Origin of the sequence: Flavobacterium psychroterrae (assembly GCF_018380615.1) — a bacterium.
Taxonomy (GTDB): domain Bacteria; phylum Bacteroidota; class Bacteroidia; order Flavobacteriales; family Flavobacteriaceae; genus Flavobacterium; species Flavobacterium psychroterrae.
On record NZ_JAGYVZ010000004.1, the window covers coordinates 62,524 to 85,927 of the forward strand.

Here is a 23,404-nt window from a genome sequence, read left to right on the forward strand (position 1 = left end):
TTTGAAAATCTGATTTATCTGCTAAATCTGCGTGAAACTTTTTTTGCTACAAATGTCACGAATTAGCTTGAATTTTCTTTTGCCACAGATTAAAAAGATTATAAAGATTTTGAAAATCTGCGTTATCTGCTAAATCTGCGTGAAACTTTTTTTGCCACGAATGTCACGAATTAGCTCGAATTTTCTTTTGCCACAGATTAAAAAGATTATAAAGATTTTGAAAATCTGCGTTATCTGCTAAATCTGCGTGAAACTTTTTTTGCCACGAATGTCACGAATTAGCTTGAATTTTCTTTTGCCACAGATTAAAAACATTAAAATGATTTTTGAAAATCTGCTTTATCTGCTAAATCTGCGTGAAACTTTTTTTGCCACGAATGTCACGAATTAGCTTGAATTTTCTATTGTTAAGATTAATTGATTTTTGAAAATCTGCTTTATGTGCGTGAAATTTTTTTACCACAAATTACATAAATTAGCACAAATTTTCTTTTGTCGCAGATTAAGAGATTTTATAGGTTTTAAAGCTTTTGCGAACTTTTCTGAAATTTTTCAGCTCAAATAACTTTGTTAACTTTGCGTAAACCTTTGTGGACTTTGCGGTAAAATTTTGCCAAAGATTAAACTAACATTAATCATAAAACTCTTTTTCTTCATAATGTGAAGGCATAATCGAAATACCCTTTTGAAGGAGTAAATTATTTGGAAAAATGATTCTTTCGCCTTCTTTTGTTCTTAAATTAACGTGAAAAGCGCTGATATCTTCAATTTCGGCTTCGATAGGAAAATCTTTATCGTGGATTTTAATGGTATCTCCAATTCTGAACGGAAAAGAGAAAAACAAAATCATTCCCGATGTAATATTACTTAAAATAGACCATTGTGCAAACATAGCCACACCAATAACCGTTGTAATTGATGAAACTGTGATAAAAATATCCTTTGTCTCAACTCCCCAAATTACAATTAAACTAATCGTTACCAATATATTCATTAAAATATGGATATACTTGATTACCAGATTCGTTCGATGTTCCAGCAATTGACTTGTACTGGCATAACGCCGAATTAATTTTGCAATAATTACCCTTAGCGCTATTAAAGCCGCTATGATAATTATCGTACTAAAAATTTCCTGACTATATTCTTTAAAAGAAAACATAATTAATTTTTTACACTAAAGTACTTAAATATTCGTAAACTTTAGCTGTTGGCAAGCCCATAACATTGGTATAAGAACCGTCAACTTTTGCAACTGCCATAAAACCAAACCATTCCTGAATTCCGTATGCACCGGCTTTATCATAAGGTTTGTAGTTTTCGATGTAATATAAAATAGCTTCATCAGATAAATCGTTGAAAGTTACTTTTGTCACATCATTAATCAGGGTTGAAGAGGAGTTGGTTTTAAAGCAAACCGATGTAAATACTTCGTGTGTAGTGTTTGACATTGATTTGATCATTTCAAAAGCTTCGTCGGCACTTTTTGGTTTTCCTAAAGCTTTATTTTGATGCCAGACAATGGTGTCGCTTGTTACTAAAATTTCATTTTCTTTAAGTTCACCATCAAAAGCACTTGCTTTTAATTGAGCTAAGAAATCAGTTATTTCAACCGCTTTTAATTCTGGCGGATAAATTTCTTCAATATCTTTTAACCTAATTTCAAAATCAAGATCTAAATCCTTGAAAAATTGTTGTCTGCGAGGTGATCCCGATGCTAATATTAAAGTATATTTTTTTAATTTTTCTTTAAGCATTGTATTTGATATTAATGGTTATAACCAAAATTGATAAAATTCCGAAAAACAAAATCAGCTTTAAAACCATACTTAAATGATGGTAATCTCTTTGACTTTTTGCGCCCACTATTTTTACAATAAAGTACAAAAGCGGAGCCAAAACAAAGGCAAATGCATAAAACGTCGCGATAAAAAGATTGTTGTCAAAAAAGTATTTATTGACGTAGAGCAGACATACAATAAAAGATACGACAGCAAAAGCTACAGCTATTTTTGCTGCACGACTAATTCCTATTGCAATTGGTAAGGTATTCATTCCTTGATTGTAATCGCCATTTACATCTTCAATATCTTTAACTATTTCACGTATAAAATTAATCATAAAAGCAAACAAAGCATAATCTGTCAATATCGAAAAGAAACTTGCCATTTGGGCCTGATTCTCTGAATTTGTTGCAGGAAACAAATCAAAAACGCCAATAATAAGAACGCTCACAGAAAGTAATGCTGCCACAACAAAATTGCCTAAAATCATGATTTGTTTTAAGGTCGTAGCATAAAAATAAAGCAATGAAGCAATCAAAATAAATAATGAAGCAAACATTGGTCTCATAATAATATTAGCTAATAAAAAACCAAGTGCAACGCCGGAAATATTCAGCCCTATATAAATATTATAAGCGGCAGTTTCTGAGATTCCTTTACCCACTACAACATCATTTGGTTTATTAATTGAATCTGTAGCAACATCATAAATATTATTAATTACATAGCCCGCAGCAGCCAATAAAACAGTACTTAAAACTAATAATGCATATTGCCAGTCGGCTAAAGCCAAAGGAATATTTTGCTGTTTTAAAAAGGCATAACGAAATAATACCTGCATAAAAGCAAGCATCAAAAGGTTTTTATAGCGAATGAGTTTGAGGAATTTCATTTTTTTTGAGGTTCTGAGTTTTTTTGAAGGTTCAAAGGAACAAAGGTTCTGAGGCTCTAAGGTTTTGTTTTTCGGAAAGATAGCGCTAAGTGAATCACTGAAAACTGGAACTGAGACTGCGACTAAAATAATTCACAATTCACAATTAACAATTATCTAATCGTGTTTCCCGTTAAAATGTTCCATCCATTTTCCCTGTACTTTCATTACTTGCTCGATAACGTCACGTGCAGCGCCTTTTCCGCCTTTTACGTGCGAGATATAACGACAAATATTTTTGATTTCAGGACTTGCATCTTGCGGACAAGTTGGTAATCCTACTAATTTCATTACATGAAAATCAGGAATATCATCGCCCATATACAATACTTGTTCCGGATTAATGTTGTAAGTATCAGTGTATTCTTTAAAAGTTGCTACTTTGTCCGGCGTTCCTAAATGAATATCTTTAACGCCAAGATTACGTAAACGAATACGAACGCCTTCGTTGCTTCCGCCAGAAATAATGCAAACATTATAACCACTTTCAACCGCTGCTTTCATTGCATAACCATCACGAATATTCATTGTGCGAAGTATTTCTCCTTCATTGGTTACAAAAACCGAACTGTCTGTAAGTACGCCATCAACATCAAAAACAAATGTTGTGATGTCGTTCATTATTTCCTTATAACTTTTTGCCATTATTCTGTATTGATTGTGTTAATATTTTATAGATATTCTTTTGATTCTCATTCGATAAATAATCTAAATGAACATCGATTGTAGTTGAATCATTTCGTTTTGCAGGACCAGTTTGCGCGTAAATTGGATCAAGCGTATTGATTTTTTCGGCTGTTTCCTGAATCAAAGGTTTTAAAATTTCAAAAGGAACCTGATGTTCTTCGCAAATTTCGTGTCCAATTTGATATAAGTGATTGGTGAAATTATTGACAAAAACCGCTGCAACATGCAACGCTTTTCTTTGATCTGAATTAATGGCATGAACCACATTTGAAATACTTTTTGCAGCAGTTTCTAAAACCTTAAAATCAAAAGTATTTTCCGCTTCCAAACACATTGGAACTGTTGAAAAATCAATTTCTTTGCTTTTAGAAAATGTCTGAAGCGGATAAAAAACACCTTTTCGGTTTTTTACATCCAAAACATCAAGAGAAGCCGCGCCCGAAGTATGAACTACGATTCGGTTTTGAAAAGGCAATTGTCTGGAAACTTCTGCAATAGCTTTGTCAGAAACTGCTATAATGTATAAATCTGCTTCCTTTAATTCTTCAAAATCATTTACAATTTTATCAAAATCGATTAAAGAAGCCAGATTTTCCTTTTTTCTGGAATATACCTGCACAATTTCGATAGTTTCACTTTTGGTAAAAGCTTTAATTAAATGTTGTGCAACATTTCCGGAACCTAATAAAGTTATTCGAATCATAGCGCAAAATTAGCATTAATTTTTTTAAACAGAATTATGAAAATAAAGTTTGGTCACAGATAAAACTGATTAAACTGATTTTCATTCAAATATTATTTGTTAATGATATTCAAACGTATTATAAAGAAGATTTGTTATTAGTACCTTTTTCAAACAGAAGAAAATAGTGTAAAAAAATCTAAAATTCTTTTTAATCGCTTAAATCTGTGGTAAATATCTAATTTATCGAAAACATTTTGCTTTTTAAATTTACAAAATTAAGTGCCTGTTTTTAAGAATTCGATTTAATTACATCTCCTTTTTTTAGTTTTTATTAACAAAGTTGAAATATTGGAACTCAACATTTTTAAGTACTTTTGTGCCACTTTTATACAATGTAATTCCTCAAAAATGGATAAAAAAATATTCTCTTTTTTGTTTTCTACACGATTAATGTCTGTTCTTTTTTTAACATTTGCAATCGCAATGGGTGTTGGTACTTTTATCGAAAGTAAATACAATACAGACACAGCCCGAATTTTAATTTATAATACCTGGTGGTTTGAAGCAATAATGGTCTTTTTTATGATCAATTTCTTCGGAAATATCAAACGTTACCAATTGCATAAAAAAGAAAAATGGGCAACTTTAATACTTCACATTGCTTTTATTTTTATTCTTTTAGGAGCTTTCATAACACGTTATATTAGTTATGAAGGAATGATGCCAATTCGTGAAGGTGCTGCCGAAAACCAAATTTTTTCTGATAAAACATTCTTAACTGTTTTTGCAGACGGAGAATATAAAGGTGAAATGAAACGCAGGGTTTTTGATAAAGCCTTATTGTTCTCGCCGGTAACCAATAACGATTTTACACTTTCGGGTAAATTTGATGAAACTCCGTTCGAAGTGAGTTATGTCAATTATATTATGGGAGCAAAAGAAACCATAAAACCAACTGCAAACGGAACTTTATACCTTAAACTGGTTGAAGCAGGAGCAGGCGGGCGTGAAGAACATTTCCTGAAAGAAGGTGAAGTTCAAAACATTCATAATGTATTATTTGCACTGAATAAACCAACAGACGGCGCAATTAACATTAATACAAAAGGTGAAAAATATACCATTCAAACTCCTTTTGAAGGGGAATTTATGCGAATGGCAGATAAATTAAAAGGAACTGTAACAAAAGATAATGTTCAGCCTTTAATGATGCGTTCCTTATATAGTATTGGCGATATCAGAATTGTATTTCCTGATCCTGCCGTAAAAGGAATTGTAGATTATGAATCAAATAAAGACTTTAAAGCCAAATCTCATAACGATGCTTTAATTGTAAAAGTAAAAGCCGACGGTCAGGAAAAAGAAGTACGCCTTTTAGGTTCTAAAGGAAGCGTAGGAGAACCTCAAACAGTAAAAATTGGTAAAGTCGAATACAGTTTATTCTACGGAAGTAAAGCATATATCTTGCCTTTTAAAATTAAACTAAACGACTTTATTGCTACTAAATATCCGGGAACTGAGAAAAGTTATTCGGCTTTTGAAAGTAAAGTAACCGTTCAGGATTCATCAGAAACTTTTGATGCAAGAATTTTTATGAATAATGTATTAGATTATAAAGGATACAGATTTTTTCAATCCTCATTTGATCCGGACGAAAAAGGAACAGTATTATCTGTAAACCACGATTTCTGGGGAACATCAATAACTTATTTAGGATATTTTATGTTGTTTTTCGGTTTAATGGCAATTATGTTTACAAAACATTCTCGTTTTGCAGATCTAAAACGCAAATTAGAAACCGTGAAAAAGAAGAAAGAAAAATTAATTACCATTTTGGTTTTAATGATCAGTTTAAGTGGTTTTGCTCAGGCACCGCACGTTCACACTCCGGGACATGATCACAATCACACAACAGATCCTAACGATCACTCAAATCACGTTACAGCACCGCCAAGTCAAAAGCAATTAGATTCATTATTGACAATCTATAAAGCACCGGAAGCGCACGCCGCAAAATTTGGACGTTTGATTATTCAGGATGCGGGCGGTAGAATGAAACCTATTAATACTTTCTCCTCTGAATTATTGAGAAAAGTAAGCCACGATGATACGTATAACGGAATGAATTCTGATCAGGTATTTTTGTCAATGACACAATATGCTCAGGTTTGGATCCAGATTCCGCTTATCTATATTAAACCTGAAAATGATAGTATTCGTAGAATTATCGGAATCGAAAAAGAAGCTAAGTTTGCTCCTTTTGTAAAATTCTTTGATGAAAACGGAAATTACAAACTTTCTCCTTACTTAGATGCAGCATACAAAGCAGCAAATCCAAATAATTTTGAGAAGGGTTTTATCGAAACAGATAAAAAAGTAAACTTAATGGAATCTGCGTTAAGCGGAAGTATCCTGAAAATTTTCCCAATTCCAAACGATCCTAACAACAAATGGATTTCGTATCTAGAAATTCAAAATGCAGGATTAAAAGGAATGGATTCTACATATGTAAAGCAAATTTTACCAATGTATTTTAGCGCTTTAAACAACGGAGCAATTTCAAAAGATTTTACAAATGCAGATCATTTGGTAGAAAGTATTAATGGTTTCCAAAAGAAATTTGGAATTGCAGTTCGTCCAAGTGATAAAAAAATTGATCTTGAAATAGCTTATAATACATACAATATTTTACCAAAAATGTTCTATTGGTATTCGCTTGCCGGAATCTTTATGCTGATTTTTACACTTTTCAGTATCTTTTTTGATAAAAAATGGTTACGAATCACAGTAAATGGTTTTCATATATTGATAGGAACCATATTTGCATTTCATACAATTGCATTAATAGCACGTTGGTATATTTCAGGACACGCACCGTGGAGTAACGCTTATGAAGCCATTGTATACGTAGCCTGGGCAACAATGTTCTTTGGTTTATCTTTTGATCGCAAATCAAAACTTACCGTAGCATCAGCAGCATTTGTAACGGCAATGATTTTCATGGCGGCAAATGCAAACTGGATTGATCCTGAAATTGCAAACTTACAACCGGTTCTTAATTCATACTGGTTAATGATTCACGTTGCAGTAATTGTAGCAAGTTACGGACCATTTGCACTGGGAATGATTTTAGGTTTTGTAGCGTTGATATTGATCTTTTTTACCAACGACAAGAACAAAGCCAAAATGGATTTGAACATCAAAGAAATCACGTATATCAACGAAATGTCATTGACTATTGGTTTGATAATGTTAACAATAGGTAACTTTTTAGGCGGACAATGGGCAAACGAAAGCTGGGGACGTTACTGGGGATGGGATCCAAAAGAAACCTGGGCTTTAATCTCGATTATGGTTTATGCCTTTGTAATTCATGCTCGTTTTGTTCCTTCACTTCGTGGAAAATGGTTCTTTAATTTAATGAGTATGTATGCTTTTGTGTCGATTTTGTTCACCTATTACGGAGTAAACTTTCACTTAGTAGGTCTGCATTCATACGCAAGCGGTGAGGCACATTCACTAAGCTGGATCTGGTATTCATTAGGAACAATTTCAATTATTGGAGCCATTACATATCCTAAATACCGTAAATATTACAAAAGCAAGAAAAAGTAATACAATAAATGGTTTTTATTAATTCATAAAAAAAGGTTCAACTTTACTGTTGAACCTTTTTTGTATTTATATTTTTTCTAGTAAGGACAAACCTGAAACTTGAAACAAATAAAACATGAAAATTTTTTTAGTCAGGAGCTATTTCCTGCTATCCGTTTCAATCTTTTGCTTTTTAAAGAAAAAAGCAAAAGGATTTCCACTTCTATCAGGGCTAGGGGATTCGTTTTCAGAAGAAATTCTAATAATTTGGAGAAATCTTAGAATCTATGACACTTAGAAACTTCGCAGCTCAGTCAAAAAAACTTCTTTCTAAACCAAAAAGCAACATTTACTAAAGCAATCAAAGCCGGAACTTCGACCAATGGACCAATTACGCCAGCAAAAGCCTGACCGCTGTTGATTCCAAAAACACCAATCGCAACAGCAATCGCCAATTCAAAATTATTTCCCGTCGCTGTAAAAGCAATCGCAGTACTTTTAGAATAATCTGCACCAAAATACTTTCCTGTAAAAAAACTAATAATAAACATAGCTGTAAAATAGAGCACTAAAGGAACCGCAATTCTAACAACGTCCAAAGGAATCTGAACAATCAATTTTCCTTTTAAACTGAACATGATAACAATAGTAAACAGCAAAGCAATTAAAGTAACAGGCGATATAAAAGGAATATACTTAGTTTTAAACCATTCTTTTCCTTTAAGCTTTATCAATCCATATCGACTTATAATTCCAAATGCAAACGGAATTCCTAAATAAACACCAACACTTTCTGCGATATCAATAATGTTGATATTGACATTAAAACCTTTATATCCAAAATAAGGAGGTAAAACAGTGATGAAAATATAAGCGTAAACACTATAAAGTAAAACCTGAAAAATACTGTTTAAGGCAATTAATCCAGCGGCATATTCACGATTTCCATCTGCTAAATCATTCCAGACTACAACCATAGCAATGCAACGCGCTAGTCCTATTAAGATTAATCCAATCATATATTCAGGATAATCTTTTAGAAATAAAAGTGCCAAAGCAAACATCAAAAAAGGTCCAACAATCCAATTTAAAAATAAGGAAGCACCTAATACTTTTGTATTTTTAAAAACTTCACCCATTTTTTCATAATTCACTTTCGCGAGCGGAGGATACATCATCAAAATTAAGCCAATAGCTAACGGAATATTTGTTGTTCCGTTCGAAAATGAATTGATGAAATTTCCGCTTGACGGAAAAAAATATCCTATAGAAACGCCAATTGTCATAGCTAGAAAAATCCAAAGCGTTAGAAAACGATCCAGAAAACCTAATTTTTTTCTTCCTGCCACAGGATAACAATGATTTGAATTCATCTTATTTTTTTATTTGTGAGAATACGTAAAACATTTCAATTGCAATTTGAAGGTTTCGTTCCTGATATTTTTCAGTTTGTTGTGGAGTATTATCATAAACTTTTGGATCATCAAAATTTACAGGAATACGTTTTTCAGCTCCGGCAATAAAAGGACAATCGTCATCAGCCTGAGAACACGTCATAATTGCTGCGAAACTATTTACCGGGTTAAAATCATCATCATAAGTTTTAGAAAAACCAATTACAGGAGCTTTATTTGCAGAAAATTTTATGGCGTACAAAGGATTATTTCCCTTTGATAATTTCTGTATTTTAAATCCTGATTTTTCTAATGTTTCAATGACTTTAGAAAATAATGCCGTAGCTTCTGTTCCTCCAGAATAACAAAACACATTTTTTATTCCGTAATAGTGTGCCGCAGTTTGCGCCCAAACTTGAGATAAATGACTTCTTCGGGAATTATGTGTACAAATTAAATTCAATCTGATCTCTTGTTGATTATCATATTTTAACTGCATAAAATCAATAAGAGGCTGTAGTATATTTGTACGTTCTTTAGAAATCCCTGTAAAATCAAAAGACTGGACTAAAGATTGAATTTCTGTATATAAAATATTTTGATTTGACATTTTTGTAGCTTTTAATTTAACAACAACTTCCGCCCGGAGTACATGAATTTGTGTTATCAACGTTTAATTGTGTCAACTTAAGTTTTGGTTTTTCAGACGGAATTCCGCATTGATCCACAGCAAGACACGCAGTAGTTTTATTTAGTAAAAGAAAATCTTTACCATTAAAATCTAAGTCATATTTACCAATTGTAGTATTTTGATATTCAACTTCGATTTCAAAATCATTCATCCCTATAGCCATCGGGACAAAAACTTTTTCTGAAAGTTCAATAATATGAATCAATTTTTGCGGTTTTAAGCGATGTTCGTAGTCGTTAGCGTCCCAAAGCTGAAAATTTACAACAGTTTCTTTTCTAACAACTCCGCCACAATCGATGAAGTTTTTAGTAATCAGACCCACTTCGGTAACGTGAAAATATTCAGGTACAAATTTCCCATCCGGTAATTGAAAATTTACGGATTCAACAGTAGCAAGTATTTTTTTAATTTCTGATAGTTTCATAATAATGTGATTTAATGATTAACAACATTCGTTTTTTCTTTTTTCTAAATGAAGATCAATTTCTTTGAAGAAAACTTTTATTTTCTCAAATCCAGTTTCGTTAATACAATAGCAAATTGCATTTCCTTCAATATTTCCCTTTATCAAACCAGCATTTTTAAGCTCTTTTAAATGCTGGGAAACCGTAGGCTGAGAAAGCGGAAGTTCATTTACAATGTCACCACATATACATGCATTTACTTTAAGTAAATATTCTATAATGGCAATTCTGGCAGGATGACCTAATGCTTTGGTCAAAATAGCCAACTCGTTTTGTTTGTCTGTAAAGTGATCTGATTTTGTAGCGCCCATCGTTATATATTTATATTGCAATATTACGATATAGTAATTAAACAAAAAAGAAAATAGTTGAGTATTTTCTTTTTTAGAACATTTTTAAGATAATTTTCCTGTTATTGCCAACAATATAATTAGCACAATTAGCAGACAAGTCAAAAATATAATATGACTTAAAGCAGATAAAAAAAAGACTTTTGTTTTAGACAATTTATTGAAAAACTGAAAATTGGTCCAATAAATTAAAAAAATGTCCACTATATAAAGGATATTCATAACTGTTCTCACTTCACTAGTGCTATTAAAGTAAAGAATGAACGGAAATGTCAAAAGATGAACAAAAAGTCTTTGTGAGGCTTTGAAAGTATTTAAAACAAATAATTCGACATAATTGTATCCTTGTTTTCTAAAACAAATATAAGTTCCTATAGTATATATAGGTATGGTCGCAATGGTTATCCAGGAAAAATGTGTAGCCATCCATTCATTGAATTCGGTATAATTTAAATCAACATCTGATGTATCCGGAAATAAATCGATTTTAAAATAATGATATAATACGCCATAAGCTGTCGCCAGTAGGACTACTAAAGAAAGAGGCTTGAAATGTTTTACCCTTTTACCTTCAATAAATTCCCTAATAGAATTTCCGGGTCTTGTAAATAATTGTTTTAAGGAATAGGGAATTCCTTCATCAAAATGCAGTAATCCATGCTGAATATCGTGCCATAAAAAATGCCCGTTTATTTTATGGGTTTCAGCAGGCTGTCCGCAATTATTGCAATAATGTCCTTTATAAATCTGATGACAATTTTTACAGGTTATTTCCATTTTCAATATTATTATTCTATATAATTTATTCTTAAAAAGCTACACAATATTTTTTCTAAATCCATTAGGATACATAACGGTCAACAACACTACGATAAGTAAAAAGTTATATTCCATACCATTTCTACCACCGCCAACTACAAACCAGCCTTCTTTAAAATGAACCAAAATGATCCCCATAATCAATACAAAAATGGTCACGAATCCTGCCAGTTTAATATATTTATTCACAATTAAAAGTACAGCCGCAACAACGTGCGATAATTTAATTAACCAGGCAATAACAACACCAAAAGGAGCAAAGCCAATCTGGTTTAAATATAAATTCCCAAAGTCATTGATGCCGTTATCAAACATTCCATAAATGGAATGGGTGAGGAGAATAAAAGCGATTGCAAGTCTTAAAAGTAAAGTTCCATTCATGATTTAACTGGTTTTGCTTTAGAATAGTTATCGGATTTAAAAATAATAAAAAAACGCATATTAAAATAAATTAATATGCGTTTTAGGTTTTATCTTAAGTTTTGCTTTTAAACTTTTCCTAAAGTATATAGTTGCTCCATTGTAGGTGTTAAACTTCCTCCGGCAGGTTCTAAAGTAATTCCAAAAGCTTCAGCAGAATCTGTTTGACTAACAGCAAAAATCTTTTGGTTATTTCCTTCAAAGTCGCTCAATAAACCAATACTTGTTGGTGTAAGAACCGGACTTAATTTCAAAGCCCAAACCTGATAAACCATTCCTTTAGGCGGTTTTGGTAAACCGGCAGCATCAATATACGTCGTTTTTGTTTCCTTATTCCAGTACACTTTTGCAAATGAAGTAGGAGAAACTGCCTGACCGCCAAGCGTTACGCCAGTATTTTTAATATCTCTAACGATATTTAAGTTTTTTTCAGTTTCCTTATTTTGCAAATCTAAATAAGCAAAGTCTCTCTGAATTTTATTTTTCTCCGTACCAACAGTTGCAATAGCATCTTTTGTTTTAGTAAGTTCCAGAGTTTGATACCCTAGACCTAATAACAATAACACCGCAGCAGCCCAGCCTACATATTGAGACCAGTTTGATGTTGGTTTCATTTCAACAACTTTGCCATGTTTCAGTTCTAGACGTGCTTTTATCTTCTCGAAATTGGCTACTGAATGAAAAGGAGAAAAACTGGATGACAAAGCCACAATAGCTCTTTCAATCGAAATAATTTCTTCATCCACAGCGGGATTCTTCTTCGCCATTTCGGCAATTTCCAGATTTTCAGTTTCGCTCAATAAACCATAAACATAAAGTTCGAGAATTCCTGAGTCAATATATTCTTGTGCTTCCATTATATTTTTAGGTAATTTCTTAAATCATTAATACAGTTTCTGTTTTGCGTTTTGATAGTTCCCAATGGTATTGCTAATTCCTCTGAAGCTTCCTGTTGGGTATATCCTTTAAAAAATAATAAATCTATAATCTCAATACATTTTGGTTTCAGTTTTTTTACGAATTCCTGAATACCAATAGTATCAATTCTATTAACGAGTTTATTACTGTCGTCTAACAGATTTACGAAATTATCTGAAGAAAGGTTTTTTTGGCTGTTATTAAAATTTTTAGATCGTAACTTATCAATTGACGTATTCCTTGCTATATTAAGGATCCACGTATAAAATCTGCCTTTACCTTCGTTGTAAGAATCGATATTTTTCCAGATTTTGACAAAAACTTCCTGCAAAACATCTTCTGCTTCTTCGCGGTTTTTTATAAGAACGTTGATAACCGAAAATAAACTTTTCGAGTACATATCATATAAATGGGTAAAAGCTCTTTCGTCTTTCTTGTAAATTAAAACTAACAATTCATCTTGACTCATACATCTGGATTTTAAGCTTAAACAAAAATTTAGTATACTTTTTTATACTTAGAGATAAAGATAATTTATTTTTTTGTGAAAAGCACAAATTTTTTAACAGGCTAAAACCTAGTAAAATCAGGCATTACAAAAAAATATTACTTTTTTTTCATTTTTTTAAAACCAAAAGCAATCCAGTTACGTAAATGCTATTATAACATCAAACGATAATGCCGAAAAATAGCAGGACAATTAGAAACGATTGAAAATTCTGATATTTTATTTCATCAATAAAAACGCAGCGATGATATACTTTAACATTTATGCAAAAATAAGCTGTAAAGTAAATCTCAATAAATAAAACCAAAACGTCATGTATAACGTATATAATTTAAAAATACTAATTGTAGGCTTAACGGCAGTTTTGGCATTAGTGAATTTTACCGGAACTGATTTTCGTAAACACATTTTACAAAATTGTAATTCCGTTTTAATGTAGCATGGTAAAGGAGTAATTGAAAGAAAGTTGTAATTGAAAAAACGGAATATGAATTTGAAGATGCTGAAAATATTTGTTTTATTAATTTTTGTAATTCTGTTCATTATCATTTTTAAGTGAAAATTTAAAAACAAAAACATTTGATTCAAATTATTGATTAGTTGATGTCTTTGGACTTCCAACCGAAAATTAGATAAGATTTAAAAATACCAGATTGATCTCAAACATAAGAATTAGTAAATTTTATGATATAAACGCCAGTAAATAATATACAAAATTAAAGGTATTATAATTTCAAATATAATTTTCACTATAACCAGGGCATCAACTATAATTTTAAAATATAAAAAAGTAAACGAAACAATTAATTCATGGTTTGATTTGTTTGTATGGGGGGAAGCCTAACGTCTGATTAACGTTAGGCTTCATTTTTTTATTTAACTTATGTTTAATAAAAATAAAGGAAACAAATCAATTAACGAAAACAGATTTTAACTAATTTTATAAAAAATTAAACAATGAAAAAAATAGTATTTTTAGCTTGCAGCGTAGTCTTATTATTAAGTTCACAAGCTCAGGCTCAAACAAGTAAAAATAAATTATCTAAAACTGATAAAGTCATGGCAAAAGAAAACATTTACCAATTTAAAGTACAGGATTTATCAGGAGATACATTTGATTTTGCCTCTTTAAAAGGTAAAAAAGTAATGATTGTAAACACCGCTTCAAAATGCGGATTAACACCTCAATACAAAGATCTTGAAGCAACTTACAAAGAGTATAAAGATAAAGGTTTTGTAATTGTAGGCTTTCCTGCAAATAATTTTGCATCTCAGGAACCGGGAACAAACAAGGAAATCGAAACATTTTGCCAACAAAATTACGGAGTAACTTTCCCAATGATGGACAAAGTTTCTGTAAAAGGAGATGATATGTGCGATGTGTACAAATTTCTGACTCAAAAATCTAAAAACGGTTTACAAGATTCTGAAGTAGAATGGAATTTTCAAAAATACCTAATCGACGAAAAAGGCGAATTGGTAAAAGTAATCAAACCTAGAACATTGGTAACAGAACCGGAAGTTGTTAACTGGATAAAAAGTTAATTAAAACTTTAAAAATACAAAATCCCCAAATTTGAATATCAAGTTTGGGGATTTTTTTTGTTTTAATCTAAGGATATGTTTGTAACGCGAATGACACAGATTCACTAAGCGAAAATGCGGATTGAACACGGATTTTTTCATAATCTTGTCATTTCGACGGAAGGATAATCACACAAGAAACTCTATAAAAAATGTCGTCAATCATTGTCGATAAACTAGTGTGATTTATCCTTCCGTCGAAATGAAAAATGCGTGAACCCTTTGTGTTAATTGCTATAAAAATACAGACAATAATAAAAATCCGTGTTCAATCCGCGTTTTCGCGTTAGCGAATCGGTATGATCCGCGTGCCAATGCGCGTTGCTTATCAATTATTTATTTCAATATCAATTGCATGAAAACCAAATCAAGCCAATGATCAAATTTATAACCCACTTCACGAATTGTTCCGGTTATTACGAATCCAAATTTCTCATGAAACGCAATACTTCCCGCATTATCTGCATCAATTGCGCCAATCATTACATGCAAACCTTGTTCTTTTGCTAACCGAATAAGTTCAAGTAAAAGTTTAGATCCAATGCCTTTTCCTATTACATTATCAACCACATAAACTGAATGTTCCACTGTATATTGATAACCAATTTTTTCACGGAATTGTCCGTAACTCCCAAAACCAACCACTTCGCCATCTAACTCAGCAACAACAATAGGAAGGTTTTTAGCCTGTTTATCTTCAAACCATTTTGTTTGCACTTCAATAGTCTGAACATCATAATTATAATTTGCAGTTGTATGTACAATCGAATGATTAACAATTTCAAGAATTTTTTCTAAATCGTTTATTACAGCTGGTCTAAGTATTGGGTTCATAATAGTTATATGTTTTTTTTCATAACCCAAACGCATTAGTAAGCGTGTAGGATTGGAATTTGGAATTTAATTTTTGAAATTTAGTAATTTATTTAGCGCCTAATTCGGCTAATAAAGCGTCAACATCTTTTGTGCTCCAGGTCATTTCGGTACAAATTACCTTAGCATCTTTGGCATATTTTATTGCTGCTTTTTTGTCTTTTATTTTATTATAAAGTCTTGCCAAAAGTAAATTCCCATCATAAGAATCATTTAATTGTAGAGAACGTTTCACCCATGAAATCGATTTTTTCAGGCTTTCTTCATCTGTAATATGTTTCAAATATGTCTGCCCGATATCTTTTAGAAAACTGGCATCATTCCAAACGAATTTCTGAGTATCCTCAAGCGTAACTTTTTTGTAATATTGCCATTTTTCAGTTCGTTCCGCCAAAGTTAAATCAAATTTAAAAACAAGAGAATCTGTTTTTTGCAATTTTATAGATTTCGCAATTTCCCTATGTTTATAATAATTAATCGTATCTAAATTATCCACATCCGGTCGGAGTAATTCCGTCACAATACTTTCTACTTTACGATCAACCCGATTTTGAGACGCCACAGCCGCAAAATCTTTCTGATGATTTAATACATATTGAAATTCTCGTGACTTAATATCCGTTACGCCATTTGCAATTATGCGCCAATTTGTTTCGCTTATTAATTGGGCATCAGATTGTGTATTAAGATAAATGTGAGTTGGAATTGATAAATCGGTTCTGTCTTTTCCTTTCTTTAAAGTATTCAAATAATTAAAAAACTTGTTTGAATTGCCGGGATTTGCCAGAAATTCCTTTTCTAAATAAGGCAATTGTAATTTCGGATTCAGCGCATAATTTGCTTCATTTAAAAAATCGACTTTTTTTGATTCTCCCTTTAAAGCATACAAAAGCGTTTCAGTATTAGGGTCTAAAAATAAAAAAGCAGGCAGTGATTTTGTATTGTATTTGTTTTTTAGCGCCGTTCCTTCTTCTTTTTCGATATTTTTCCAGATGCAAACATAGTTTTTATTAAAAAAATCCATCACGGCAGGATCGCTAAAAACTTCTTTTTTCATTTGATTACAATGCGGACACCAATCTGCGTAAAGCATTACAAAAAGTGGTTTTCCTTGTTTTTTTGCATTTTCTAAAGCCGTTTTATAAGTAACGTCATCAGTAACAAACTGATTTTGAGAATGTAAGATTTGTACCGAAACAAAAAGGAAAAAAAAAGTAAAGAAACGCATAAAGAGTAATTTTTATTAAATAATCTATTTTACAAATATATCCCCTTTTTCTAAATTCAACCCTTAATATCTTCCTATTTATAAGTTAAATCCAGTACGAAGTTTGTAACTTTGTGATATCAAAAAAAGAAATCTTGTACTTTTTAGATTTTCTTTAAAAAAGTAATACGCCATCATAATGATTTACCCCAAAATAGCGCTTGCACAAAGCATTATCGAAATTTGTTTAGCAAAAGGAATCACCAATATTATAATTTCTCCCGGATCCAGAAACGCACCTTTGACAATTGGGTTTGCACAAAATCCTAATTTTAAATGTTACAGTATTGCAGATGAACGCTGCGCTGCCTTTTTTGCATTAGGAATTGCGCAACAGACTAAATTGCCAACTGCGATTGTTTGTACTTCAGGATCAGCATTATTAAATTATTATCCGGCTGTAGCCGAAGCATTTTACAGTCAGATTCCATTGATTGTGATTTCGGCAGATCGTCCGCAAAGCAAAATTGATATTGGTGACGGACAAACGATTCGTCAGGAAAATGTTTTTCAGAATCATTCTGTTTTTAATGCCAATTTAAACGAAGATGCTTCTGTTGAAAATGATTTAAAAATCAATAAAGCAATCGAAACCGCCATTCTTCAAAAAGGACCGGTTCATATCAACGCACCATTCGAAGAACCTTTATATGAAACCGTTGATGCGCTTTCGGTACAATCAAAAATCACACATTCCGAAGAAATTATCGGAACAAAAATTATTGAAAATTTAAAAGATGTACTTTCCATCTGGAATTCGGCAAAACGTAAATTAGTTCTGGTAGGAGTAAACGAATCCAATGCTATTGATCAGGAAATTGTTGATAATTTTGCCAATGATCCTTCAATTGTAGTATTAACAGAGACGACCTCAAACTTGCATCATCCAAGTTTTATTAATAGTATAGACACGCTAATAACGCCTTTTGACGATGATGATTTTAAAGCTTTTCAGCCTGAAATTCTAATCACTTTTGGAGGAATGATTGTTTCTAAACGAATAAAGGCATTTTTACGAAAATACAAACCAAAACACCATTGGCACATTGATACATTACGCGCTTATGACACGTTTGGAGCTTTAACACAACATTTTGTGATGAAGCCAAATGATTTTTTCAAATCATTATTATCCCAATCTGTAAATGTAGAAAGTGATTATTTTTCTAAAATTAATACCATTTATGATTTACGAAAAATAAGAAGACAGGAATATTTAGATAGAATCTCATTTTCAGACTTTAAGGTATTCGAAAAAGTACTTGAAACTTTGCCGGTTGACAGCCAGTTACAAATAAGCAATAGCTCAGCAATTCGATATGCACAGTTAATTCATCTCGATCCATCAATTGAAGTATTTTGTAATCGTGGAACCAGCGGAATCGACGGAAGTACATCAACCGCAATTGGTGCAGCTGTAGGAAGCGGAAAACAAACTGTTTTTATTACTGGTGATATTGGTTTTTTATACGATAGTAACGCATTATGGAATGCTTATATTCCGAAAAACTTTAAAATTATTTTGATTAATAATGGGGGAGGAGGAATCTTCAGAATTTTACCCGGACACGAGGAAAAACCTGTTTTTAATACCTATTTTGAAACTTCGCACCAATTAACGGCTGAACATTTAGCCAAAATGTATAAAATGAATTATTACAGAGCGACAAATGTAGCATCATTACAAGAAAATATTAAATCGCTTTATAATGATGATAATGTTGCCGCGATATTAGAAGTTTTCACGCCAACATTTGAAAATGATGTAATTTTGAAAAACTACTTTAAACAGTTAATTTAATTTTGTAAATAAATTAACACAAAATAATATTTTATGTAAGATATATCTTTAAATTTGACTATTCAAAAAATAGTCTAATTTAAAAATTTATTATGAGCGCAAGAGAAGAATTAATTAAAAAGTATGCTGCAGATTTAAAAGAAAAATGTGGAGTAACTCCAAATATGGATTTGCTTACAAAAGTAACCATAGGTTGTGGACCGAGTATTTATAATGCTGATGCATCGACGGTTGCGGCAACTCAACATTCAGAAATAGACACGGTTAGAAAAAATTTCCTGATAAAAAAATTAGGATTACCAAATGGTCCGGATTTAGAAGCAGCAATTAATACTGTTCTTGAAAAATACGGACATTCAAATAAACATAAATACAGAGCAGTTGTTTATTATTTATTGACTGTTCACTTTAAAAAAGAAAGTGTTTACAAATAAAACTTCCCTGAATTAAAAACAAAAAGCGCCTAATTGGCGCTTTTCTGTTTCTTAATCTTATTTTTTAACGAATAGGAACTGGAAAAACCGGTAAACTTGCGTGTCCCAAAGCATCTACAGTTTGAATCGCAAAAAAGTAATTATCTTTAGAATAAGGAATTTCTGCTTTAGTATCTTTTACAAAAAAAGTTTTTTCCCAATGTGGTGATGACGTTTCTCTCATTAAAATCTGATATCCGTATTGTGCTTTTCCTTCAGGGGCAGTCCACGAGAAAGACGATGAATTTGAAAGGTTTTTAACTTCGATACCCACATTTGTTGGTACTTTTGGCGACCAGGCTAAATTTGCCAGAGTTGCTAAGTTAGAACATGCATTTTTTCTCAAATAGTCAAAATCCATAAACTCAACAAGATCTCCGTATTTAATCCCATTTTCAGTTCTTAAATCCTGATGTTGGTGATCAAAATTTTCGTTCATTTCACAAAAACGAACCGCAGTAAATCCGTTTTGACTAAACGGAGTATGATCGCCTCCACGTAAAAAACGATCGTTTCTATACACCAATTTAACTTTTAATTGATCTACATATTGTTCTGTAACCGTTTTTATATATCGTGCCAATAATCTCGACGGGCTATCATTATCACGGCTTGTCGCTTTACGCATTTTAGCTTCATCTTCGGTTTCCATAAACGGAATCGTTTCGCTAAAAATTCTGATTTGTGTATTGTCTCTTAAATTAGTTCCGCTTGACAAGCTATTTCCAATCATGTCATTGTTTAGCATAGCAACAATATTCCAGTTCGATTCGCGCGCATATTCTGCAAGATGGCGAGCACCATAAAGTCCTTGTTCTTCGCCGGTTACAGCTACAAAAATGATTGTTGCCGGAAATGATCTTTTGCTCATAACCTTTACCAGTTCTATTACTGCCGCAACACCGGATCCGTCATCATTTGCTCCCGGAGCATCAGATTTTACATTCATGACATCAGAAACTCTCGAATCAAGATGTCCGCTTATAATAAGTACGCGATTATCATTAGGATCAGTTCCTTTTAATGTTGCCATCACATTCCCAAGCTGGCTGTCTTTTGCAATTCGTTTTCCATCAGCTTTTACAGTAAAATAATCAATTGTAGAAGTTAATCTTCCGTTAGATTCCAATGCAAATTTATCAAACTCAGATTTTACCCATTGTTGAGCTGCGCCAATTCCTTTTGTTTTGCTTTTTGTATCACTTAAAGTATGCCTTGTTCCAAAAGAAACTAATTTTCGAACTGTAATTTCAAGATTTTCAGCTTTAACTTCAGCAAGCATCTTTTTTATTTCAGGATCTTCAACGACTTGTGAAATGGTAATTTGTGTAAAAAACAGAAAAGCAAAAACGGAATAAAAAATGGTCTTTTTCATTGATTTGGTATTAATTTAGATCCTCAAATTTAATTAAAAAAAAGACAAACCGGAAAAAGATGTTAAGATGCATTTTTATCTAAAACATTTTTCGTCGTACCATTTTCAAACTTCGTACATTTGCACTTTAAAAACTCAGCTGCTTTACAGCTTAGAATCTCAAGAATATGATTGAAATAGGAAAATACAATACCCTTACTATATTACGTGATACCAAAGTTGGTTTATTTTTAGGAAATCCTCAAGAAGATCCTGAAGGAATTCACGATATATTATTACCCAATAAATACGTTCCAAACGAATTTGAAATAGGCGAAGAACTAATTGTTTTTGTTTATTTAGACCACGAACAACGTCCGGTTGCTACAACACTTGAACCATATATATTACTGAATGAATTTGCACTTTTACGCGTAAATTACATCAACCAGGTTGGTGCTTTTATGGATTGGGGAATGGAAAAAGACATTCTTGTTCCGTTTAAAGAACAAGCCCGACCAATGGAAAAAGGAAAGCGCTACTTAGTTTACCTATATATGGACGAAAAAACGAATCGTTTGGTAGCGTCAAGTAAATTGAACCAATTTTTAAAGAACGATCAGCTTACGGTTGAAAAAGGCGAAGAAGTTGATTTAATCGTTTCACATATTACTGAATTAGGTATTAATGTAATCATCAATGAGCAGCACAAAGGGTTGTTATACAAAGATGAAGTTTATGACGATGCTATCAGAACCGGAGACAGAATGATAGGATTTATTAAAAACATTCGTCCTGATAATAAAATTGATGTGGCGCTGCAAGTGCAGGGATATCAAAGCATTGAGCCAAACGCAGAGAAGATATTAGACGAATTAAGAGCAAACCGTGGTTTTTTACGTTTAAACGATGGTTCACATCCGGAAGATATTAAGACAGTTTTGAAAATGAGTAAAAAAACTTTCAAAAAAGCAATTGGTGCTTTGTATAAAGACAAACTAATAGAAATCAAGGAAGACGGAATTTATCTCGTTAAAGAATAGTTATTCTTTAAAATTCCAATATTTTTAAATTCCAAATTCCAAAACTATACAAAGTGTTGGAATTTGGAATTTTTTTATTGGAATTTAAAATTTAAGTATTGGAATTTGGAATTTTTATTTTGGAATTTATTTTTTAAAACAGGAAAGGCTACTCGTTACAAGTAGCCTTTCCCTTTTTATTCTAGTTTTAAAAAAAATTGTAATTAAAAAAAAACAGAAATAAAATAAATTCGAATCCTTCAAAAAGTAAAACTTTAAAAATTTTAGAAATTACTTCCTGAAATGGTATGTCTTTAAACAATCTATACATTCATATTAAAAACGAAACATCAATTTCACGGCTCAGCCATTGGTTTGATAAAATAACTTATAGAAAGTCTGAGTTAGCATTTTTTCCTCTTTTCGTAATCAATTTTATACTAATTACACAAACAATCCAGCATTTAACCTTAGGTGTTACTATCTCCTTTTCGAAGTTTTAACAAATGAATAAATCATTTGCTCATTATTTAAGGGTTTACTAATAAGAACCGTAAAAAAATGAGCGACAAATTTTTTAAATTTTCTCAAAAAAATCATTTTTTAGGTTAATAAATCAGTGAAAGAAAATCAATCTTAAATCGACGAAATAAAATGTATCTCATTGATTTCTAGGGTGTAAAATTACTTATTATTTTTTGAAACTAATGTTAAAAAATGTTATTTTTTGTAGGTCAATACTAATTGTTAACATTAGAAGTCATTTTCTCACAGACTTAAACTAAATTGAGTAGGTAAAAATATAAAAATGGTTTATTTTTACACTATAATTATTTAAAATAAAACAAATAGAAATGGATTGGATAACTGCCAGAGAATTTGAAGATATAACTTATAAAAAATGTAACGGAGTTGCAAGAATCGCATTTAACAGACCAAATGTTAGAAATGCTTTTCGTCCTAAAACAACTTCAGAATTATACCAGGCTTTTTACGATGCTCAGGAAGATACTTCGATAGGAGTAGTTTTACTTTCGGCAGAAGGACCATCAACTAAAGACGGAATCTATTCTTTTTGCAGCGGTGGAGATCAAAACGCACGTGGACATCAGGGTTACGTGGGGGAAGACGGTCAACATCGTTTGAATATTCTTGAAGTTCAGCGTTTAATTCGTTTTATGCCAAAAGTAGTTATTGCCGTAGTTCCGGGCTGGGCAGTTGGTGGCGGACATAGTTTACACGTAGTTTGCGATTTGACTCTGGCAAGTAAAGAACACGCTATTTTTAAACAGACAGATGCTGATGTAACCAGTTTTGACGGAGGTTACGGATCTGCTTATTTGGCTAAAATGGTAGGACAGAAAAAAGCACGTGAAATTTTCTTTTTAGGAAGAAATTATTCAGCTCAGGAAGCAATGGATATGGGAATGGTAAATGCCGTTATTCCGCATGATGAATTAGAAGATACGGCTTATGAATGGGCGCAGGAAATCCTTCAAAAATCACCAACTTCTATAAAAATGCTAAAATTTGCTATGAATTTAACAGATGACGGAATGGTCGGTCAGCAAGTTTTTGCCGGTGAAGCTACTCGTTTAGCCTACATGACCGAAGAAGCAAAAGAAGGAAGAAATGCTTTCTTAGAAAAAAGAAAACCAAATTTTGGTGATAATAAATGGTTACCGTAAAAGTAATGAGTTTCCAGTCACAGTCACAGTCTGAAAACTGGAACTGTGACTGAAAACTTTTTTCAAGAACTTGAAACTTGAAACCTGAAACAAAAAT

Annotated in this window: 22 protein-coding genes; 6 read left to right on the forward strand and 16 right to left on the reverse strand. The window is 32.0% G+C overall.

Annotation, left to right across the window (positions count from 1 at the left end; translation table 11 throughout):
• Nucleotides 1-631: 631 nt before the first annotated feature.
• From KHA90_RS05865 to KHA90_RS05885, 5 genes are all read right to left on the reverse strand, one after another.
• The gene (locus tag KHA90_RS05865; RefSeq protein ID WP_213296348.1) at nt 632-1,162 is read right to left on the reverse strand and encodes a mechanosensitive ion channel domain-containing protein; all 531 of its coding nucleotides are present in this window, start codon (nt 1,160-1,162) and stop codon (nt 632-634) included.
• A gap of 10 nt (nt 1,163-1,172) precedes the next feature.
• The gene (locus tag KHA90_RS05870) at nt 1,173-1,757 is read right to left on the reverse strand and encodes a Maf-like protein (RefSeq protein WP_213296350.1); all 585 of its coding nucleotides are present in this window, start codon (nt 1,755-1,757) and stop codon (nt 1,173-1,175) included.
• Entirely contained in the window at nt 1,750-2,676 is a 927-nt protein-coding gene (locus KHA90_RS05875) for a geranylgeranylglycerol-phosphate geranylgeranyltransferase (protein ID WP_213296352.1), read from the reverse strand. Before KHA90_RS05875 ends, KHA90_RS05870 begins: the two co-directional genes overlap by 8 nt.
• 156 nt (nt 2,677-2,832) lie before the next feature.
• Nucleotides 2,833-3,360, reverse strand: coding sequence for a KdsC family phosphatase (locus KHA90_RS05880; protein ID WP_213296354.1), 528 nt, complete (start codon nt 3,358-3,360; stop codon nt 2,833-2,835).
• On the reverse strand, nt 3,344-4,105 hold the full coding sequence (locus tag KHA90_RS05885) for a Rossmann-like and DUF2520 domain-containing protein (protein ID WP_213296357.1): 762 nt from the start codon (nt 4,103-4,105) through the stop codon (nt 3,344-3,346). Before KHA90_RS05885 ends, KHA90_RS05880 begins: the two co-directional genes overlap by 17 nt.
• Nucleotides 4,106-4,495: 390 nt before the next feature.
• Between KHA90_RS05885 and ccsA the strand changes: the two genes are divergently transcribed.
• On the forward strand, nt 4,496-7,702 hold the full coding sequence (gene ccsA, locus KHA90_RS05890; protein ID WP_213296360.1) for a cytochrome c biogenesis protein CcsA: 3,207 nt from the start codon (nt 4,496-4,498) through the stop codon (nt 7,700-7,702).
• Nucleotides 7,703-7,995: 293 nt separating this feature from the next.
• On the opposite strand, the gene arsB is transcribed toward ccsA, so the two are convergent.
• From arsB to KHA90_RS05930, 8 genes are all read right to left on the reverse strand, one after another.
• On the reverse strand, nt 7,996-9,054 hold the full coding sequence (gene arsB, locus KHA90_RS05895) for an ACR3 family arsenite efflux transporter (RefSeq protein WP_213296363.1): 1,059 nt from the start codon (nt 9,052-9,054) through the stop codon (nt 7,996-7,998).
• Between the two features lies 1 nt (nt 9,055).
• Nucleotides 9,056-9,685 (reverse strand): low molecular weight phosphatase family protein, encoded by a 630-nt coding sequence (locus KHA90_RS05900; protein WP_213296366.1) that lies wholly within the window; start codon nt 9,683-9,685, stop codon nt 9,056-9,058.
• 16 nt (nt 9,686-9,701) lie between these two features.
• Nucleotides 9,702-10,190, reverse strand: coding sequence for a DUF6428 family protein (locus tag KHA90_RS05905; protein ID WP_213296369.1), 489 nt, complete (start codon nt 10,188-10,190; stop codon nt 9,702-9,704).
• Nucleotides 10,191-10,208: 18 nt separating this feature from the next.
• Complete coding sequence (locus KHA90_RS05910) at nt 10,209-10,541, reverse strand: ArsR/SmtB family transcription factor (protein WP_213296372.1); 333 nt, start codon at nt 10,539-10,541, stop codon at nt 10,209-10,211.
• Nucleotides 10,542-10,625: 84 nt separating this feature from the next.
• Nucleotides 10,626-11,357 carry a DUF3667 domain-containing protein gene (locus tag KHA90_RS05915; RefSeq protein ID WP_213296374.1) on the reverse strand — a complete coding sequence of 244 codons (732 nt, stop codon included), beginning with the start codon at nt 11,355-11,357 and terminating at the stop codon, nt 10,626-10,628.
• 39 nt (nt 11,358-11,396) lie between these two features.
• Nucleotides 11,397-11,780: a DoxX family protein gene (locus KHA90_RS05920; protein ID WP_213296376.1), complete on the reverse strand. Its 384-nt coding sequence runs from the start codon at nt 11,778-11,780 to the stop codon at nt 11,397-11,399.
• A 107-nt stretch (nt 11,781-11,887) separates the two neighbouring features.
• Complete coding sequence (locus KHA90_RS05925; protein WP_213296378.1) at nt 11,888-12,676, reverse strand: anti-sigma factor; 789 nt, start codon at nt 12,674-12,676, stop codon at nt 11,888-11,890.
• Nucleotides 12,676-13,206, reverse strand: a complete 531-nt coding sequence (locus KHA90_RS05930) for an RNA polymerase sigma factor (protein ID WP_213296380.1) — start codon at nt 13,204-13,206, stop codon at nt 12,676-12,678. Before KHA90_RS05930 ends, KHA90_RS05925 begins: the two co-directional genes overlap by 1 nt.
• A 996-nt stretch (nt 13,207-14,202) precedes the next feature.
• On the opposite strand from KHA90_RS05930, the gene KHA90_RS05935 reads away from it, so the two are divergent.
• Entirely contained in the window at nt 14,203-14,790 is a 588-nt protein-coding gene (locus tag KHA90_RS05935; protein WP_213296382.1) for a glutathione peroxidase, read from the forward strand.
• A 375-nt stretch (nt 14,791-15,165) separates the two neighbouring features.
• Here KHA90_RS05935 and KHA90_RS05940 read toward each other — a convergent pair whose 3' ends face one another.
• Together KHA90_RS05940 and KHA90_RS05945 are read right to left on the reverse strand one after the other, a co-directional pair.
• Nucleotides 15,166-15,663, reverse strand: a complete 498-nt coding sequence (locus KHA90_RS05940) for a GNAT family N-acetyltransferase (protein WP_213296384.1) — start codon at nt 15,661-15,663, stop codon at nt 15,166-15,168.
• 88 nt (nt 15,664-15,751) lie between these two features.
• On the reverse strand, nt 15,752-16,930 hold the full coding sequence (locus KHA90_RS05945) for a thioredoxin family protein (RefSeq protein WP_213296387.1): 1,179 nt from the start codon (nt 16,928-16,930) through the stop codon (nt 15,752-15,754).
• Between the two features lie 178 nt (nt 16,931-17,108).
• Between KHA90_RS05945 and menD the strand changes: the two genes are divergently transcribed.
• Entirely contained in the window at nt 17,109-18,770 is a 1,662-nt protein-coding gene (gene menD, locus KHA90_RS05950) for a 2-succinyl-5-enolpyruvyl-6-hydroxy-3-cyclohexene-1-carboxylic-acid synthase (protein ID WP_213296390.1), read from the forward strand.
• A gap of 92 nt (nt 18,771-18,862) precedes the next feature.
• Nucleotides 18,863-19,204: a DUF2853 family protein gene (locus KHA90_RS05955; RefSeq protein ID WP_213296392.1), complete on the forward strand. Its 342-nt coding sequence runs from the start codon at nt 18,863-18,865 to the stop codon at nt 19,202-19,204.
• A 64-nt stretch (nt 19,205-19,268) separates the two neighbouring features.
• Here KHA90_RS05955 and KHA90_RS05960 read toward each other — a convergent pair whose 3' ends face one another.
• The gene (locus KHA90_RS05960; protein WP_213296394.1) at nt 19,269-20,618 is read right to left on the reverse strand and encodes a M28 family metallopeptidase; all 1,350 of its coding nucleotides are present in this window, start codon (nt 20,616-20,618) and stop codon (nt 19,269-19,271) included.
• A 167-nt stretch (nt 20,619-20,785) separates the two neighbouring features.
• Here KHA90_RS05960 and KHA90_RS05965 point away from each other — a divergent pair, with 167 nt between their 5' ends.
• Together KHA90_RS05965 and KHA90_RS05970 are read left to right on the forward strand one after the other, a co-directional pair.
• Entirely contained in the window at nt 20,786-21,640 is an 855-nt protein-coding gene (locus KHA90_RS05965) for a CvfB family protein (RefSeq protein ID WP_213296396.1), read from the forward strand.
• An 833-nt stretch (nt 21,641-22,473) separates the two neighbouring features.
• Complete coding sequence (locus tag KHA90_RS05970; protein ID WP_213296399.1) at nt 22,474-23,307, forward strand: 1,4-dihydroxy-2-naphthoyl-CoA synthase; 834 nt, start codon at nt 22,474-22,476, stop codon at nt 23,305-23,307.
• The last annotated feature ends 97 nt before the right edge of the window (nt 23,308-23,404 follow it).

Coding starts and splice junctions, on each gene's coding strand:
- KHA90_RS05865 (WP_213296348.1), bottom strand. CDS start 1,162: ATGTTTTCTTTTAAAGAATATAGTCAGGAAATTTTTAGTACGATAATT.
- KHA90_RS05870 (WP_213296350.1), bottom strand. CDS start 1,757: ATGCTTAAAGAAAAATTAAAAAAATATACTTTAATATTAGCATCGGGA.
- KHA90_RS05875 (WP_213296352.1), bottom strand. CDS start 2,676: ATGAAATTCCTCAAACTCATTCGCTATAAAAACCTTTTGATGCTTGCT.
- KHA90_RS05880 (WP_213296354.1), bottom strand. CDS start 3,360: ATGGCAAAAAGTTATAAGGAAATAATGAACGACATCACAACATTTGTT.
- KHA90_RS05885 (WP_213296357.1), bottom strand. CDS start 4,105: ATGATTCGAATAACTTTATTAGGTTCCGGAAATGTTGCACAACATTTA.
- ccsA (WP_213296360.1), top strand. CDS start 4,496: ATGGATAAAAAAATATTCTCTTTTTTGTTTTCTACACGATTAATGTCT.
- arsB (WP_213296363.1), bottom strand. CDS start 9,054: ATGAATTCAAATCATTGTTATCCTGTGGCAGGAAGAAAAAAATTAGGT.
- KHA90_RS05900 (WP_213296366.1), bottom strand. CDS start 9,685: ATGTCAAATCAAAATATTTTATATACAGAAATTCAATCTTTAGTCCAG.
- KHA90_RS05905 (WP_213296369.1), bottom strand. CDS start 10,190: ATGAAACTATCAGAAATTAAAAAAATACTTGCTACTGTTGAATCCGTA.
- KHA90_RS05910 (WP_213296372.1), bottom strand. CDS start 10,541: ATGGGCGCTACAAAATCAGATCACTTTACAGACAAACAAAACGAGTTG.
- KHA90_RS05915 (WP_213296374.1), bottom strand. CDS start 11,357: ATGGAAATAACCTGTAAAAATTGTCATCAGATTTATAAAGGACATTAT.
- KHA90_RS05920 (WP_213296376.1), bottom strand. CDS start 11,780: ATGAATGGAACTTTACTTTTAAGACTTGCAATCGCTTTTATTCTCCTC.
- KHA90_RS05925 (WP_213296378.1), bottom strand. CDS start 12,676: ATGGAAGCACAAGAATATATTGACTCAGGAATTCTCGAACTTTATGTT.
- KHA90_RS05930 (WP_213296380.1), bottom strand. CDS start 13,206: ATGAGTCAAGATGAATTGTTAGTTTTAATTTACAAGAAAGACGAAAGA.
- KHA90_RS05935 (WP_213296382.1), top strand. CDS start 14,203: ATGAAAAAAATAGTATTTTTAGCTTGCAGCGTAGTCTTATTATTAAGT.
- KHA90_RS05940 (WP_213296384.1), bottom strand. CDS start 15,663: ATGAACCCAATACTTAGACCAGCTGTAATAAACGATTTAGAAAAAATT.
- KHA90_RS05945 (WP_213296387.1), bottom strand. CDS start 16,930: ATGCGTTTCTTTACTTTTTTTTTCCTTTTTGTTTCGGTACAAATCTTA.
- menD (WP_213296390.1), top strand. CDS start 17,109: ATGATTTACCCCAAAATAGCGCTTGCACAAAGCATTATCGAAATTTGT.
- KHA90_RS05955 (WP_213296392.1), top strand. CDS start 18,863: ATGAGCGCAAGAGAAGAATTAATTAAAAAGTATGCTGCAGATTTAAAA.
- KHA90_RS05960 (WP_213296394.1), bottom strand. CDS start 20,618: ATGAAAAAGACCATTTTTTATTCCGTTTTTGCTTTTCTGTTTTTTACA.
- KHA90_RS05965 (WP_213296396.1), top strand. CDS start 20,786: ATGATTGAAATAGGAAAATACAATACCCTTACTATATTACGTGATACC.
- KHA90_RS05970 (WP_213296399.1), top strand. CDS start 22,474: ATGGATTGGATAACTGCCAGAGAATTTGAAGATATAACTTATAAAAAA.